At 51.6% G+C, this 15,078-nt stretch carries 15 protein-coding genes and 1 pseudogene; 6 read left to right on the top strand and 10 right to left on the bottom strand.

Going from position 1 to position 15,078, the window contains the following annotated elements:
* Window positions 1-120: 120 nt before the first annotated feature.
* Both MW898_RS08240 and MW898_RS08235 read left to right on the top strand, forming a co-directional pair.
* Window positions 121-591, top strand: coding sequence for a YbaK/EbsC family protein (locus MW898_RS08240; RefSeq protein WP_248906143.1), 471 nt, complete (start codon window positions 121-123; stop codon window positions 589-591).
* Between the two features lie 332 nt (window positions 592-923).
* Window positions 924-1,232 carry a hypothetical protein gene (locus MW898_RS08235; RefSeq protein WP_248906141.1) on the top strand — a complete coding sequence of 103 codons (309 nt, stop codon included), beginning with the start codon at window positions 924-926 and terminating at the stop codon, window positions 1,230-1,232.
* Between the two features lie 182 nt (window positions 1,233-1,414).
* On the opposite strand, the gene nadE is transcribed toward MW898_RS08235, so the two are convergent.
* Window positions 1,415-2,470 (bottom strand): NAD(+) synthase, encoded by a 1,056-nt coding sequence (gene nadE / locus MW898_RS08230; RefSeq protein ID WP_248906139.1) that lies wholly within the window; start codon window positions 2,468-2,470, stop codon window positions 1,415-1,417.
* A 508-nt stretch (window positions 2,471-2,978) separates the two neighbouring features.
* Between nadE and MW898_RS08225 the strand changes: the two genes are divergently transcribed.
* The gene (locus MW898_RS08225) at window positions 2,979-3,419 is read left to right on the top strand and encodes an ester cyclase (RefSeq protein WP_248906137.1); all 441 of its coding nucleotides are present in this window, start codon (window positions 2,979-2,981) and stop codon (window positions 3,417-3,419) included.
* 137 nt (window positions 3,420-3,556) lie between these two features.
* Here MW898_RS08225 and MW898_RS08220 read toward each other — a convergent pair whose 3' ends face one another.
* The 4 genes from MW898_RS08220 to MW898_RS08205 all read right to left on the bottom strand — a co-directional run bounded on the left by MW898_RS08220 (window position 3,557) and on the right by MW898_RS08205 (window position 7,284).
* Window positions 3,557-5,854, bottom strand: coding sequence for a cation:proton antiporter domain-containing protein (locus MW898_RS08220; protein ID WP_248906135.1), 2,298 nt, complete (start codon window positions 5,852-5,854; stop codon window positions 3,557-3,559).
* A 4-nt stretch (window positions 5,855-5,858) separates the two neighbouring features.
* Window positions 5,859-6,161 carry a hypothetical protein gene (locus MW898_RS08215; RefSeq protein WP_248906133.1) on the bottom strand — a complete coding sequence of 101 codons (303 nt, stop codon included), beginning with the start codon at window positions 6,159-6,161 and terminating at the stop codon, window positions 5,859-5,861.
* Window positions 6,162-6,460: 299 nt separating this feature from the next.
* Window positions 6,461-7,045 (bottom strand): DUF3238 domain-containing protein, encoded by a 585-nt coding sequence (locus MW898_RS08210; protein ID WP_248906131.1) that lies wholly within the window; start codon window positions 7,043-7,045, stop codon window positions 6,461-6,463.
* Between the two features lie 71 nt (window positions 7,046-7,116).
* Window positions 7,117-7,284, bottom strand: a complete 168-nt coding sequence (locus tag MW898_RS08205) for a hypothetical protein (protein ID WP_248906129.1) — start codon at window positions 7,282-7,284, stop codon at window positions 7,117-7,119.
* Window positions 7,285-7,578: 294 nt separating this feature from the next.
* Between MW898_RS08205 and MW898_RS08200 the strand changes: the two genes are divergently transcribed.
* A complete protein-coding gene (locus MW898_RS08200; RefSeq protein ID WP_248906127.1) occupies window positions 7,579-7,983 on the top strand; it encodes a DUF5518 domain-containing protein in 405 nt (134 codons plus the stop codon).
* Window positions 7,984-8,621: 638 nt separating this feature from the next.
* Here the strand turns inward: MW898_RS08200 and MW898_RS08195 are convergent.
* The 4 genes and pseudogenes from MW898_RS08195 to MW898_RS08175 form a co-directional block, all read right to left on the bottom strand.
* Window positions 8,622-9,191: a MaoC family dehydratase gene (locus tag MW898_RS08195; RefSeq protein WP_248906125.1), complete on the bottom strand. Its 570-nt coding sequence runs from the start codon at window positions 9,189-9,191 to the stop codon at window positions 8,622-8,624.
* 60 nt (window positions 9,192-9,251) lie between these two features.
* Window positions 9,252-10,059 (bottom strand): annotated as a pseudogene (locus MW898_RS08190) (acyl-CoA dehydrogenase family protein); the annotation flags it as partial.
* A 309-nt stretch (window positions 10,060-10,368) separates the two neighbouring features.
* Window positions 10,369-11,235, bottom strand: coding sequence for an arsenite methyltransferase (locus tag MW898_RS08180; RefSeq protein WP_248906123.1), 867 nt, complete (start codon window positions 11,233-11,235; stop codon window positions 10,369-10,371).
* Window positions 11,232-11,606: an ArsR/SmtB family transcription factor gene (locus tag MW898_RS08175; protein ID WP_248906121.1), complete on the bottom strand. Its 375-nt coding sequence runs from the start codon at window positions 11,604-11,606 to the stop codon at window positions 11,232-11,234. The genes MW898_RS08180 and MW898_RS08175 overlap by 4 nt, the downstream gene beginning before the upstream one ends.
* A gap of 633 nt (window positions 11,607-12,239) precedes the next feature.
* Between MW898_RS08175 and rdfA the strand changes: the two genes are divergently transcribed.
* Window positions 12,240-12,995: a rod-determining factor RdfA gene (gene rdfA / locus MW898_RS08170; protein ID WP_248906119.1), complete on the top strand. Its 756-nt coding sequence runs from the start codon at window positions 12,240-12,242 to the stop codon at window positions 12,993-12,995.
* The gene (locus tag MW898_RS08165; protein WP_248906117.1) at window positions 12,992-14,779 is read left to right on the top strand and encodes an archaea-specific SMC-related protein; all 1,788 of its coding nucleotides are present in this window, start codon (window positions 12,992-12,994) and stop codon (window positions 14,777-14,779) included. Before rdfA ends, MW898_RS08165 begins: the two co-directional genes overlap by 4 nt.
* Before the next feature lie 61 nt (window positions 14,780-14,840).
* Here MW898_RS08165 and MW898_RS08160 read toward each other — a convergent pair whose 3' ends face one another.
* Window positions 14,841-15,068 carry a DUF7860 family protein gene (locus MW898_RS08160; protein ID WP_248906116.1) on the bottom strand — a complete coding sequence of 76 codons (228 nt, stop codon included), beginning with the start codon at window positions 15,066-15,068 and terminating at the stop codon, window positions 14,841-14,843.
* Window positions 15,069-15,078: the final 10 nt, after the last annotated feature.

Below are 15,078 nucleotides of genomic sequence, written 5' to 3'. Positions count from 1 at the left end.
CTGACTTGATGTTCGAATGACTCTTCGCAAGTACAGAAGACAACCACGATGCTGAGAGACCGAGATCGGCTCGGTCCAACCAGCAAACGTTTTCACTTTCCTCGTGTGATCAGCCTACAAATGCATCACCGTACGAAGACGTTCGTCGAACAAGCCGAGAAACGTTACGACTTCGTTCCAGAGCCCACCGAGTTTCCTGACGGAACAAAGACAGCCGCGGATGCAGCCAACGCAATCGGATGTAACACTTCACAGATCGCCTCCAGCATCGTCGTCACTGCAGATAGCGACCCTGTCGTCGTCATCACCAGTGGCGCAAACCGCGTCGATACCGACACAGTGGCAGAGATTGTTGGCGGAACGCGCGTTGTGATGGCTGATGCAGACACTGTAAAGAAAGCAACCGGCTGGAGTATCGGTGGTGTCCCCCCGATATGTCACAAGAAGTCCCTGACCGTGTTACTGGACGAGACGCTCCTTGAGCACGATACAGTTTGGGCGGCTGCTGGTACGCCTTCAGCGGTGTTTCCCGTTTCCCCCGAACGCTTGCGCGAACTCGCAGCCGCCGCCGTCGCCGACATCGCCGAGTAATCGTTTGTGTCTGGGCGGCCTCTCTTATTTGAGAAACCGGTAGTTGTTCGGGAAACTCCCGATATCATGGCTTCTGTAGCCGATTTTGGCACAGACTCCAAACGGCTTTCTGTCTGCTCTTCTCTGTACGATTGTAACGGCTGTCGGCTTTAACACGTCCATCGAATCCAGTGAGTGATTCTCCCAACTAATTCCTGAGAGAAAAATTTAATACCTAGTCATTCTTTCCTTGTATCATACCCGAGAGTGAGAACAAACACAGCACCCATGTTATCACAGATGTCAGTTCGTCCTCGATCCGATGATTCACTTCGGGATGGGAGAACACACACATGAAGCTGCCGTCAATCAATCACAATCAGCTCCGGACCGTTCGCGCGGACGTTTTCCAAACACTTGCTGAGCACTCAGAGGCGCTTACGCCGGCCGTAGTGACGACCACGACGCTTCAGGCACTGCATCGTCACTACTCTCAAATCACGCTCGAAGACGTGCTTGAACTCCGCGTGCTGCTCAAGAGTACGGTGAATCGGGAGACACCGCCTGCCGAGCAGGTTGACATCGTCATTGAGGCGGCACTCACTGAGCTCACGGCGTGGGATACGGTCCCTCCAGTGTCTGTTCGAGAGACAGCAGATTGAACAGGACTGACCGCGTTGTTCGCCCGTCTGTGCGACTGTAACGTCGACACTGCCACTGGGATTTGCTTTCGTGCACACCGCACTGACGGCGTCTTGGAGTAGACGATTCGTCCACGGCTCGTGTTCGGAGCGGTGCTGTTGAACTCCTCTTTGCGGTCTGTGTCGGAGGATCGCTGCACCCGTTAGCTCTTTTTCTCAGACGAGTGCTCGGCGGGCGTTGGCGGAAACGTCCGTTTGTGGGCGGTTGTGGTGTACAGTTCGGCGCATGCAGCGACCAGTTCCGAATCGACACTGAGCGTATCGGCTGCTTGCTCAACACTCTGCTGGTCGTCAACGAGCTGTTGTAATATCGCATCGATGGTCTCGTATGAGGCACCGTGTTCGGATGCGTCGGTTTGATCCTTCCAAATTTCGACAGTCGGCTCTTTTTCGACAATCTTCTGTGGGACGTCGAGCGAACGAGCGAGATCAAGTACTTCCGTTTTGTAGAGATCACCAAGTGGGAAGAGATCTACACCACCGTTGCCGAATTTCGTGAAGTGGCCAGTCAGCAATTCTGTACGCGTACTATTGCCGAGAACGAGTCGTGATGAGGTGTTCGCCTCGAAATACGCGAACATCATTTGGATCCGAGCTGCGACGTTTTCCATGGCCTTGTGATGGTTCGACTTTGTTTCGATTGGATTCACGACCACCGTTCGTGAACGAGGGCTCAACAACGGATCTGAGGGAGTAAATCGCATTTCATCAGTCGCGGTGGTCTGTACGAACGACGTGAGCACTGGCTGGATATCAATCGTCTGTACATCGATATTGAGCTCCGATGCAACAGCCTGTGCATCGGCAATATCCTCTTTGCAGCTCGTATTGGCCGAGAAGATGAGTCCATCAACGGACTCGTTCCCGAGTGCCTCGACGGCGAGCTTCGCTGTCACCGTCGAATCAACATTGCCGCTCAAGTTCACAACGACACCAGTGGCGTCCGCTGTTTCCACGGTGTTTTGTATGAACGTTATTCGTTCGTGGAGGATCGATTCGGGATCTTCAATCGCCGTCAGCTTCCCACGGTTCGTCGACTCAGTGATTCGGATTTTAGTTGTCATGGTTGCTATTGTTGTACTGCGTTTTGCTGCTTGCTGAATCTGAATGGATTCGAGTATCTGTGGTGGTCGAGAGCTTCTTCGAATGGGGATTTTCCAGACGTACTCGGTTGGTCGGCTTCGGACGAGAAGTTGCATGGATGCCTGCCACCCGCACTGGCAAACAGTCCATAGACGAACATCGGGTCATTACCCCCCAAGCAACGCTCTCTTTTACTTTCTGGTTGATAGTGTGCTTCGAACACATCTTCCGACCTCCCCTGTTTTGTCACTACCATTGTCTCGATGATTGTCCAGTTCTTTTCTGATTATATTCGAATTCGAATGCCGTTTCACGTCTGAATACCACGGAACAGATAGTAATAAGTGTTTTAGTCTATAAATTTTAATTTATTATTATATAAGTTGTATGAGTATAGTAAGGTAGAATAACTAGTGATGGTTCGTCCGGTTCATAACTCAAATGCTGGGTTTGAATATATCGGATGCGTGTATTGAATCATTTCTGTTGTGTGTCTTCGTATAGCTATACTCACATTAGTGACGTTCAGTAGTACGCACCAGAACAGTACCTGAATCACTTACTTGGTGAACACGAAACAACGAATAAACAGTATACTGTCATGGTAAGAAATGAGGAGCAATCATGGCAACGACACGGGTACACAACAAAAAAACAGTCGTTCGTCGATTCATCGGGGAAATCATAAACGATGGCAACTACGAGATAGCTGATGAAGTAATCGCCGAGGAGTACGTCAGACATGATCCGGGCATCCCCGATCGACAGCGTGATCCCGACGAATTCGTCGAAATGGTCCAGACGTTCCGGAAAGCATTTCCAGACGCTCGGGTGACGATTGAAGATATGGTCGCCGAAGATGATCTCGTCGTGTTTCGTGCCATTGACACTGGAACTCACAAGGGACGGTTCATGGGCGTCGAACCCACTGGAAAATCATATGAAGTAACTGGATTGACAATGAACCGTATTGAGGATGGAAAGCTTACTGAAACGTGGGCTAACTGGGACACATTGGGAATGCTCGAACAACTCGATATCACTCCAGACCAACTGAGCGGATAAACCGAAACGAAGCGATCTATCCTGTGGCCGAGGAGCAGCGTTGTCTCGTCGAAAAAGAGTACTGCAAACCATCGCTACGAACACAGCACGCCGTGAGAGAGTAGAGACACGAACGCAGTTGGACGCATTTCAACGGTTCATTGGTACGACTGTTTCGAGCAGATGACCAAGACTGGGCAGGGGGCGTTTTTCACGATATACTCAACCCGGTGGCCAAAGAAGGCCCGACGAGATCCCGGCCGGACTTCGCTGCCGAGGACGATCAGATCTGTTTCGTTGATCGTCGCACGTTCGATGAGCGTTCGTTCGGGTTTGGTGCCGACTGAGACGTTTGTGCGAACATTGACGCCCATCGTCTGTCCGATTTCGGCTTCTCGATCGACGATCGATTCTGCGAGGTCGATCGCCTCCGAAATCGATCGGTCGGTCCCGCTCATATAAAGGTCGCCTAACTGAGACCGATTGACGATGTGGGTGATTTCGACCGTGGCGTCATACGCTGTCGCAACTTCGAACGAAATCTCCGCAGCTCGCCGACTGTACTCTGTTCCAATAGTTGGGAGGAGGATCCGTTGAATCGAAAGCTCGGGGAGTGTTTTCGTAGTCTGACTCATATTTGAGACAGCAATTAGGATTGGACACGGTGTCGCTTGAACTAGATTGTCTATCGCCATACCGAACAGCGGTTCATCGGGACTGTACTCTAACTGGCCGTCCGCTCCGAGCGCCACCAGATCGTAGCTGTCGCTTACCTCGTCAAGAACTGACTCACTCACGGTTGTTTCAGCGGTTCGAACGATGTTTCGGAGTTGTTTGTTTGGAATATCGATCTGTGCATCGATGAGATCGAGACAGTCCTCTGACTGTTCGTATACCTGCTGTGTGTTCGCCCCGCCGTCGCTTTGCACTGTGTCGGATACTCCAAATCCGTCTACCACCCGCTTTATGCGACGAACGAGGGGAGTGCCGCTCGGTTCTGTTCCATCGGTATCGACGTACATGCTCGTGATCTCTATCTCTCTATTTCTGGCGATATGACCGAGCAACTGGGCTGCAAGTTGAGAATCGACGCTACACTGGGTGGGCAACAGTACACGAATAACACCACCGAGGAAGCTCTGTCGTTCCAATTCTTCACGCTCGAGACGATCGACTTCGTCGGCCGAGAGCTCGATTCGTGAGAGTGAGAGTCGAAGTAGTGGCGGTGCGATCAGCGAGGTGACGATCGCAACAGTCACGATAATCGTATACATCGTGGTAGTGAGCACACCGATGCTGAGACCGACCGTTGCAACGATGAGTTCGAGCGCACCCCGAGCGTTGAGCCCGGATCCCATCGCAATTCCCTCCCACGTAGAGAGCCCGGCGGCCCTTGCACCGATGAACGACCCGATGAATTTTCCGGCAATGGCGACCGCGAGAACGGTGATTCCAGCCAGCATGACGACTGGGTCGGCCCACGTTGTCAGATCCACACGCAGGCCCGCTGTGGCGAAGAAGATCGGTGCGAAGATACCGAGCGAGATGACCTCGAACGTGTGACGAGCTGAGGAGTCGAATCGACGCACCTGTCCAACGAGTACCCCGACGATGAACGCCCCGAGAACTGCTTCTAGTCCGAGATAGTGGGTGATTGTTCCAACACCCAGTGCAAGAATCATCACTACTGTTGTCTTCGTGAGGTCATCGCTCCCAAGCGTCGCGTCAACCCAGCGAAAGAGCCACTCGGTGAGCCGGGGACCGAGCGTGAACGAAACACCGAGGATGATCACGAGCCAGACGAGTGTAACACCAGCTGCACCAAGTGCTTGTTCGCTGCCAGTACGGGCGAGGCTCGCAACGAGCGCCAACATAACCCACCCAATCGTGTCGTTGAGCATCCCCGATGCGATCGTGATCTGACCGACGTCACGATGCATCATCCCCATGTCAATGAGGACTTTTGCAATCACTGGAATGGCGGAGATGCTGAGTGCAGTCCCAATAAAAAGGCTGAACACGAGCCGTTGTCCATCATTCGCGAGGAACTGTCCCGGCAATACGTATCCGAGCGCAACACCCATCGCGAACGGGATGATGATTCCGCCGAGTGCTGTGTACGTGGCTGATTTTGCCCTGCTGATAATGAGTTCGAGGTCGGTCTCCAACCCAGTGACAATTAGAAGCATGATGAGACCGATCCACGAAACGGCCTCGATCAAGTGATACTGACTTGGTTCCGGGGGGAAGATTGCCAAAAACAGACCAGGTGCAAGCGCGCCGAGCAGTGACGGTCCGATGACGATTCCCGCGAGAAGTTCACCCAAAACCGACGGCAACCCCATGCGCTTTGCTACTTCACCTAATCCCCGAGCCGTAAAGAGCAAGAGAAACAACTCGGCGAACAGCAAGAGCAACTGATGCTCACTCAGCGGTGGAAGTACTTCTGAGGGCACGTTTTCACCACCAACTCCAGTGGTTTCCCTCTACGGACTGCGAAGCGAAACCACTTCCGGGACGGTCTCCAAGATGTTCGATATCCAGAAGCGATCCACAAACGGATTTTCGAATCCATTGGCTTTCGTCTGTCACAGTCGGTCCAAATGTCATCTGATTATTTAGAGTTCGAAATCCAATACTATCATCAGCTGTACTAGTATTCTCCCAACAATCGATACTTGTCGGTGACAGCGCAAGCACCCGTCGGTCGATCCGATTGGGTGTCTGTTCAACGCGGAACCCACCGGCGGCGATGATGTGCATGATTGAATCGGAATGGAGTGTGGACAGAAACCGGCCGGAACGCAAGAGAGAACGTAGACTGTGAAACCGTCTATAAACTGTCTCTCAGTGCGCCTCGGGACGGGTTAAGATCTGACTTACTATAAGCTACTGGCTTGCGTAATCCGTGGCTGAGCTAGCGGTGTTGTGGTTCGATGCACTGCAGCTTTCGGCGTCAGTTGCGTGTTTTCGATCGACAGTAATGACACCAAACGCTTCGGAAAAGCAAGCCACGTTCGATCGGTGTTATACTTTGACAGCGAGAAATTTTAGGACTGTATTCACACCGTTCGCTCAACCGTCTGATCCATTGGATCCGCGAGAGATTTCGGGGATGCTTCCGCTTTTCGGTAGTCGTACGTGTAGACGGTCTCAAACGCACCGAACTCGACCTGCTTGTACACTTCGAAACACGGGAATCCGTCGTGACGGCCAGTGAGGCCGATAGTGCCATCAGCAGAGACGTGAATCTCGAAACGAAAATCTACCGGCGGAGAATCCTCACTCAATGGGTTACTAACGCTGGCAGTCGCTGTGAAACGTACTCCATCGCCAGTCCACACAGTGTCCGTACAGGAAATCCCATCAGTCTGTGCAGCTGCCGTTCGAATCGTAGTGGCTCCGTCTGGTTCGGTGATGCGTTCCATTGATTGTCCTGTTTCGGGATGGGTGATCACGGACTCGCGCTCGAAATCAACGACGATCTCTTGTGCAACACGAGAGTGGCCGGTGTGACTGGTGTGTGGGGTGAATTCACGGTTATCGCCACGAAATTCGACTTCTCGACCATCGGGTGTACTGGTCGATGAAATCCAGGCATCCGGAATGAATGTTGCGATGCGTAATTTAACGACGGAAACAGCCATACTGTACTGTTTTTTGCGTACCACTTGAAATTTTTGTCAGTTAACACATTGTGTAGGACCAATCCATGAGCTCATAAGAGATACACTGACCGGACGAATAGTCCATCAGTGAAGAACCTCCCACTGTCGTCACCGTAGCGACTCAATTCTTTGGTGGTGAGCGAGTTGTGCTTGCTGATGAGTGGTGAAATACCAGGACAGTGCTTGTGATCGCGCGCGGGCGATGGTTCCACGCTCACATCGCTACATGCAGCGAGTACGTTCCTACTCTGTATACTCCTCTACTGTTTCAGTAAGCGAAAGCCGTGCTCTACAACCCCGTCTCAACACGAACATCTCCAAAACGATCGATCAGACACATGGATGGTCAATCAGTCAGTGGGCGACCCCATCTGTTGTCAGCTTGACGGCGATCAACTATGCGAGTAGTGGATTAGAACCTCTCGAATTAATTAGCAATTATTGGATATATCCATTTCTTTTGATATTTCCGACAAGTGTATATTCGCCGATAGCGTATATTGTTATTGATCATGAGGTTGAACTGGCGTGCTGTCGCATACGGATTCGTTACCGCGATTGTCCTTGGCATCTTGTGGGGTGCAATTTTCCCTGCTGCTGATGTAACAACTCCATTCCTCTCCTATGGACTCATCGGCGTGATTGCTGGGCTTGTCGCAGGATACTACACAAAGGAGGGGATACGCGAAGGAGCGATCAACGGCGGAGTATCGACCGCGGTCGGGAGCATTGTCGTATTTGCAGTGCTAACGCTGCTCGGTCTGCTCTTCGCAGGGCTACTCACGAGCTTCGGAATCCTCGGTGTAGGTGTCCTGACGGTCGTATTCTATGCGATTCCCGGCGCGATCGGGGGAGCCCTCGGCGGATGGCTTGAAGACCGTCGGATGACCCGGCGGGCCGCTTCGACACCACGCTAAACGGCTTTCTTTGAGAAGGCTGTCGACTTACCAGCAACCGAACGTGGTGATTCCACATCACGGTTCGGAACTTTTCCGATCGGATTACTCGCAAGAATATTTTATAGTGTATTGGATGGTAATCTCTGAATAAGTTGCTTCTGAAACTTGCTGTCGCCCATTTCGAAGGATTCTATAATCTAAGTTCTATAAACCAAGTTGTACGATGCCACTACGCTTTTAGCCTATCGTCCTGATTCCTCATCTGTCGTTCTGAGTATCCTCGCTTGTGGGCGTGGATGTTCGCACACTCAGTGCGGCAGTCATGGTCTTTTCGACCTGATCAGTCATGGGTGTAGAAACAGCAACACAACTGGTAATGGTTGTATTGACCGGTGTCAATGTCGGATTGGCGGCATCACAACTGGCAATGATGAGAAAAGAACGCTCATAACGGTTCTGGATGGGCGCTCACGTAGATGCCTAAGTCTGGTACCGAGAGTAACATCGTCCTCGTGTGCGTCAACCGCCGCTCCACCGTTGTACATTTATGGAAACAGCACCCTGATAAAATACGAATGTGGAGTAAATCATATTATCTGCTGTTGTCGGGGCTTCGATGCGAGAACCCGATAGTCGATCTCCGATGCAAGCCCAGTTCACTCTTCAGTCAGTTGGGTCCCGATGCCTTCTGGCCATCCAGGTGGACATGCTGGTGATGGGGCTGTGTACTCGCGCTTGAGCACCATTGGCGTCCGCTCCAGCGAGAGCACGAGATCCGATTCTTGATTGTACGCACGCAGCTCTGTCGTAACGATGCCAGCGTGCTCGCGTGACTCCAGTTCGCGCTTTGAGAGCACCTCGCTCTCGGCAAAAATCGTGTCCCCGTGGAAAACGGGACTGTGGTGTCTGATGTCGTCGTAGCCGAGATTAGCGGTTGCGTTCATCGAGATATCAATCACACTCATTCCAACCGCAAGAGCGATCACAAACGTGCCATCGACGAGTCGTTCACCAAACTCCGTGTTTGCTGCGTACGGAGCGTTGAAATGCATCGGATTCACGTTCATTGTTAGGTTAGTGAACCAGACGTTATCTGTCTCCGTTACCGTTCGCCCGTACGGGTGTTTGTAGATGTCTCCGACGTTGAAATCCTCATAATAGCGCCCCTGCCACCCAGAAACAAGTCTCTGATCCGATGGTTCGGTCGCTGAGCGATCATCAGTCATGATTGTTCACTCATGCCTTGTTAAGATTGATTATTAATCGTACGGGATACACAGTTGGTCTCAGTACGAACGAGGAAGTCCGAGGACGCTTTCACCGAGATAGTTCAGCGCAAGCTCTTGTGTGATGGGTACGAGGCGGGTCAGCCGTGCCTCGCGGAAATACCGCTCTACGTCGTACGCACGGGCGACCCCCCGGCCGCCGTGTGCTTGGACAGCCGCATCGGCCGCATCGAACGCAGCCTCCGCTGTGAGATATTTCGCGGTGTTTGCTCGTGTACCGACGACTGATTGTGCATCGTCTGTTCGACCTGCCGCATCGAATGTAAACGACTTCGCGGCCTGAACACGAGCAAACGCTTTTGCAAACGGGTGCTGGATCGCTTGATTCTGTCCAATCGGCCGAACACCTCACGCTCATTCGCATACGCCACACCTTTCTCGAGAGCGAGCTCACCAAGACCGATCGCTTCAGCCGCGATGACGAGTCGTTCTTCGTTCAATCCATCAAGGGCGTAATAGAATCTCCCACCCGTTTCACCGATGCGGTGACTTACAGGTATTCGAAGATCATCGTACTCAACGCTATAAGATTGTACGACACCGCTCACTGTTTTTTCGATCTCTTCACAGATAATTGCGTCTTCCTCGATCCCGCGTTCGATATCGACGAGGAACAGTGAGATGCCTCGCGTTTTCTCAGCTACTTCCTTGCGTGGTGTCGTCCGTGCGGCGAGCACGAGGTAATCACTCACTTGATTCGAGAGGTCCACAATTTCTCGCCAGAGATGCTGTATTCGTCGCCGTCTCGCACTGCCCGAGTGGTCATGGCTGTCGAATCAGATCCAGCCTCTGGCTCGGTGAGACTGAAATTACGATCGTACCTACGTAATTGACATCAAATAGTTATATTATGATGAAATTCAGTTTGTAAGGCACAGGTCTCGACGGATTCGATCGATGACCACAAGACGATATTACTCTAAATATTCGATGAGTGAAATAATAATATTTCTGTTGTGATACTAGCTACTCTCAATTTATGAGTTACAAAGGATGATGCTCAAATAGTACTAGGTCTGGTCGTAGGAGTACGTTGTACGTTTCTCTTTTGGGAACACAATTCGTATGCACCAACTCCAAGAGCCGCGATGATCGAGAGGTTTGAGTACAAGGAGAATTATTCTGTATTTGGTTTCTGTCCTTCAATGGTTGCAGAGACGATGTAGTCTTCGAGACGATGTTCTGAGGACCACTCTCGGATGAATTGGTGGCTGTCTTCTTTCGGTTCGATGGTAATTCCTTCGAAGCCAGCGCGTTCGAGCATCGCTTCAAGATCAGAGATCGTCGCTGCGCCAGCGACACAGCCCGAGACACTCTCCGGATCAGCACGGAACTCTTGAGGCACCTCTGCGGTCATGACGACATCAGAAATTGCGAACTGGCCGCCCGGACGGAGCACACGAAATGCTTCGGAGAACACCTGTGATTTATTCGGGGATAGGTTAATTACACAGTTCGATATGATCACATCGATTGAACCGTCCGCGACAGGAAGGTGTTCGATCTCACCGAGACGGAATTCGACATTTTCGGTCTCGTTTTTATCGATATTCTTCCGTGCTCGTTCAATCATTTCGGGCGTCATATCGACGCCGATGACGAAGCCCGTCGGACCGACTTTACGTGCAGCGAGGAAACAGTCGAAGCCACCGCCGGAACCGAGATCAAGGACCTGTTGGCCTTGTGCTAAGTTTGCCAGTGCAGTAGGATTACCACAGCCGAGTCCGAGATCTGCACCACTAGCAACGGCGTCGATATCATCCTCTGTGTACCCGAGTCGCTCCGATTTTGTCGCAAGCGTCGTGTCATCACAGCATCCTCCTGATGAACACGAGTCCGTGTCATCTTCACTTGTTGGTTCACAACAACCACTGTCTTCGGTCTCAGCGATCGAGGAGTATCTGTCTCTCACCGCTTCGCGCTGTTCGCTCGCAGAAAGCATCGATTTTTCATTCTCGGATGCGGACTGGCGTCGTTCGCTCATTGGTACACCTCGCGTTCTTCGAGGACAGCAAGGATAGCCTCGGCGAACGGTGTCGGCCAATAGTATCGCCACCGGCCCTCCTTCCGTCGTTCGACCAAGCCAACGTCGTGCAACTGAGAGAGCGCGTGGCTGATCGTACTCTGGGTTACGTCGAGTGGTGGTGCAAGATCACACGCACAGATATCGTTTTCCGCATCAGCGAGGACTCGAAGTGCTCCGTATCGCGTTTCATTTGCGAGCGCAGAGAGGATCGTCACATCTGATTTGAGAACGTCAGCTTCGGGACTCGAAACGGGAGTACAACACGCTTGCGACTCATCCTTGTTCCCTGAGTCAGTTCCAGTCGATAGTTCCTGTTTTGATTGATCCATATGGCTATTTCAACATATGCTATCTTCACCATATAAGGGTACCGGCTGAATTCATCACATGAGCGCACTGATATTGAGTGTCCCCTCTTTGCAGAAATGATCTCCCGATGAGGTTGTCTGCCCATAATCAGATATAATTAACTGGATAAAACATCTAAGAACCATAATATATATTATATTCATAGAGCGGCTCTGGAGCTAATTTACTATAAGTTTAGCTCTTAGGAGGATTTGGATAGCCGGTGTATAGCGGATAGATATTAATAGCCAACATTGGTACAGCACTATTCTCATTCGAGGACCTCTTTACTATGATAGAGTGTTAAGGGTGAGAGCAACTGCTCGTACTATACCTACTACACTGAGTGATTATACCTCATGGTATTCAATTTGACACATATGAAAAGAGAGGTTCAGACGAGGGTGAAAAAGTATGAGTAGTAATTGACGGAGTCGCCTCGAATCACCCTCATGGGTACTCTTTTCACCGATCAGCGTTAGTGGTCATCCGAGTAGCACCTTCACAAGAAGATAACCGATATCGGCTATAGAACGAATTCTCTCCCACACGTAGCATGGAATAGCAACCACGTTTATGAGCAGGTAGAACGAGAATGTGAATAGAACAAAGCAATGGGATGTAAGGTTGATACTCTCATCGAGCGTCACGCCCTCACGGTCCCCGATCCAGGGTATGATTCGATCGACGAGTATCTCGTGGCGCGATGGACCGGCTCGGACGGTCGTTCCGCCGACGGATACAAATCACTCACAGAGTGGTTTAATAAGCGTCTTCTGAAGCAAATCTACGAAACACACGGTCGTGATACTGTCCGTATCCATCTGGATCGAGAATACGAAATCGTTTCAAGTGAGGAAAGTATTCATCGCGCTGAGCTTGCAGCTGACCTCGAATCGAACGATCTCACTCTCGATCGCATCGAGAGTGAGATGATCTCGTGGAGCACGATGCGACACCATCTCAAAGGTTGTCTCGATGCGAAAAAGGAGCAGAGCTCTGCGTCGACCGACTGGGAAGCAAACACTGTTCGGATGTCTCAAGAGCGAACTAAGGAGAAGACGCACTCAGTTCTTTCATCACTCACTTCAAAAGGACGGTTACCAGAGGCAGAGAGCATGCGTGTCGACGTGCAGGTCAAACTGGGCTGTCCGGAATGTGCGGTCCGCGTTCCGTTCGAAGACGCACTCGAACGTGGCTACGTCTGCGAGACACATTCTGAAAGCGAATCTGGCGAGCCGGTAAGCAACGAGGTGAGCGATCGAGCTTCGAGTATTGCGCTCCCCTACGGCATCCTTGAATCGCTTCAGGCTGCTGCCCTTGAGAACCCCTTCGTCATTGAAACTGTTGTAGCCCCGATCCTTTTATGACGTGGCATCTCTCTATCGAGAATATTGCGGGAATTCGCCGGGGAGAAGCACACATCGAGCCGGGAGTGAACGCCGTTCGTGCGAGCAACTGGCAAGGCAAATCGAGTTTCCTTACCAGTATTAAAGCCGCATGTGGAACGGCGGCTCCGCTCACCGATGGTCATGCATCTGGTCAGGTCGTTTTGCAAACAAACGACGAGGAATGTACTGTCATCCTCGAACGGATGAATGGAACCATATCCCGAACTGGAAATCCGTATCTAGATGATGAATACGATCGGGTGTGTGCAGAGCTCTTCGCATTTCTTGACGAAGACAACAAGATACGCCAAGCCGTTCGGGACGGAACGAACGTCGAGACGCTTCTCACTCGACCACTCGATTTCGAGAACATCGATGAGCAGATCGCCGATCTTCGAACCGAACGCGAACAGACAACGACGGAACTTGAACGAGCAGAGTCGGCTGCTGATCGACTTCCGAAGCTGCACCAACGCATCACTGACCTCGAATCCGACCTCGAAGCGTTGCGTGTTGAACGAGCTGATATCAACGATGAGACAGGTGGTGAAAACGCTGCTCGGGAGCAACTGAGCGATTGCCGTGCCGAGCGTGAGCGGGTAAATACCAACATCGAACGTCTCGAAACAACCATCGAGCGCGTTCGTGAGACGCTCTCGAAGAAACAAACAGAGCTTGAGGCGCTCTCTGTTCCATCGGGTGATAGCATCGAACGCGAACTCGAAACACTCCACGCTGACCTCCGTACTGTCGAGCGAGATCAAGAGCTGTTACAATCTGTCTACGAGGCAAACAAACGTGTGCTCGATGAGGGTCGCACCGAACTGTTGAGCGACATCTCACACGGTATGCTCTCGGATACTGTGCCGTGCTGGCTTTGTGGCGAAGACACAACGCGTGACAGTATTGAAGCACAGTTGGACGCGCTCGCTCGTCAAATCAGTGATCTTCAAACCCAAACAGCAACGACCCGTGATCGGGTTGAGGAGCTCGAAGGAAAACGTGATGCAGTCCAGAAGGTACGTCGTCGAGAACGGGAGCTTACTGATCGCATTGCAGACCTCGAAACCCGACTTGCAGAAACCGAAGAGAGTCTAACGAACGCTCGTGAGAGACGAGCAGATCTGAACCGACAGATCGACGAACTCACTACGGAGGTCGACACGGCCGATGATCGCATTTCGGATCTCGAAAGCGAGATTAAGTACACTGAAGCAGCGTTGACCGACGTTCGTGAAGAACTTGAAGAGACAGAGACACAGGCAGAACGACGGGACATACTCGAAGCTGAAGTCCACTCGCTGAACGAGGAAATCACCGAGCTCAGAAATCGCAAAGAGCAGATCAAACGCCGGGTGCGTGAGGCCTTCTCTGCATCGCTCGATGATTTGCTAGCGCGATTCGAGACGGGTTTTGAGACGGCACGCCTCACGAGCACGTTCGAACTTATTATCGCACGGGACGGTCGAGAAGCACAACTGAACAGTCTCAGTGAGGGTGAGCGGGAGCTTCTTGGGATCGTCGCAGCACTTGCTGGTCACAAAGCGTTCGATGTCAGTGATCGCGTTCCGGTGATGCTCCTCGATCAACTTGGTGGACTCGCGAGCGACAACCTCCAAACAGTAGTCAATTATCTGAATGATAGTGTCGACTACCTTGTTCTCACTGTGTATCCCGAATACGATCGCTTCGACGGTCACGAAATATCTCCAGCAGAGTGGCAGGTTGTTTCACACGACTCTGGTGTCGACACAGCCACCTAGTGAATCGTACTCGACACTCCGTAGCTTGATTTTCGTGCTGGATTGGTGTTTGCGGGAGCGTTTAATCAGTGAGTGGAAGGGCAATACCGAATCCAAAGACAGAGAAAAATCCTGTTGCAATTCCAATCCACATTAAATCAAAAAAGGCGGTTCGTTCCCAGCTAGGGAGCGGACCTGCAATACTCGGTCCCATCACACTCCCAATACTCCCGATAGCGAGAAGTGCTACTCCAAGCACAAATCCACGCTTCGCATACGTTTCATAGTCGAGCCTCATGTTGTGGCCCATAGACTGCGAT

This window comes from Halocatena marina (genome assembly GCF_023276375.1).
GTDB lineage: Archaea > Halobacteriota > Halobacteria > Halobacteriales > Haloarculaceae > Halocatena > Halocatena marina.
The sequence above is the reverse complement of the archived record's forward strand: the minus strand, read 5'-3'. Positions and strand labels throughout refer to the sequence as shown.

What these genes read in the sequence shown, in the direction of transcription:
- MW898_RS08240 (WP_248906143.1), top strand. Translation starts at nt 121, where the DNA reads ATGCATCACCGTACGAAGACGTTCGTCGAACAAGCCGAGAAACGTTAC.
- MW898_RS08235 (WP_248906141.1), top strand. Translation starts at nt 924, where the DNA reads ATGAAGCTGCCGTCAATCAATCACAATCAGCTCCGGACCGTTCGCGCG.
- nadE (WP_248906139.1), bottom strand. Translation starts at nt 2,470, where the DNA reads ATGCAACTTCTCGTCCGAAGCCGACCAACCGAGTACGTCTGGAAAATC.
- MW898_RS08225 (WP_248906137.1), top strand. Translation starts at nt 2,979, where the DNA reads ATGGCAACGACACGGGTACACAACAAAAAAACAGTCGTTCGTCGATTC.
- MW898_RS08215 (WP_248906133.1), bottom strand. Translation starts at nt 6,161, where the DNA reads ATGCACATCATCGCCGCCGGTGGGTTCCGCGTTGAACAGACACCCAAT.
- MW898_RS08210 (WP_248906131.1), bottom strand. Translation starts at nt 7,045, where the DNA reads ATGGCTGTTTCCGTCGTTAAATTACGCATCGCAACATTCATTCCGGAT.
- MW898_RS08200 (WP_248906127.1), top strand. Translation starts at nt 7,579, where the DNA reads ATGAGGTTGAACTGGCGTGCTGTCGCATACGGATTCGTTACCGCGATT.
- MW898_RS08195 (WP_248906125.1), bottom strand. Translation starts at nt 9,191, where the DNA reads ATGACTGATGATCGCTCAGCGACCGAACCATCGGATCAGAGACTTGTT.
- MW898_RS08180 (WP_248906123.1), bottom strand. Translation starts at nt 11,235, where the DNA reads ATGAGCGAACGACGCCAGTCCGCATCCGAGAATGAAAAATCGATGCTT.
- MW898_RS08175 (WP_248906121.1), bottom strand. Translation starts at nt 11,606, where the DNA reads ATGGATCAATCAAAACAGGAACTATCGACTGGAACTGACTCAGGGAAC.
- rdfA (WP_248906119.1), top strand. Translation starts at nt 12,240, where the DNA reads ATGGGATGTAAGGTTGATACTCTCATCGAGCGTCACGCCCTCACGGTC.
- MW898_RS08165 (WP_248906117.1), top strand. Translation starts at nt 12,992, where the DNA reads ATGACGTGGCATCTCTCTATCGAGAATATTGCGGGAATTCGCCGGGGA.
- MW898_RS08160 (WP_248906116.1), bottom strand. Translation starts at nt 15,068, where the DNA reads ATGGGCCACAACATGAGGCTCGACTATGAAACGTATGCGAAGCGTGGA.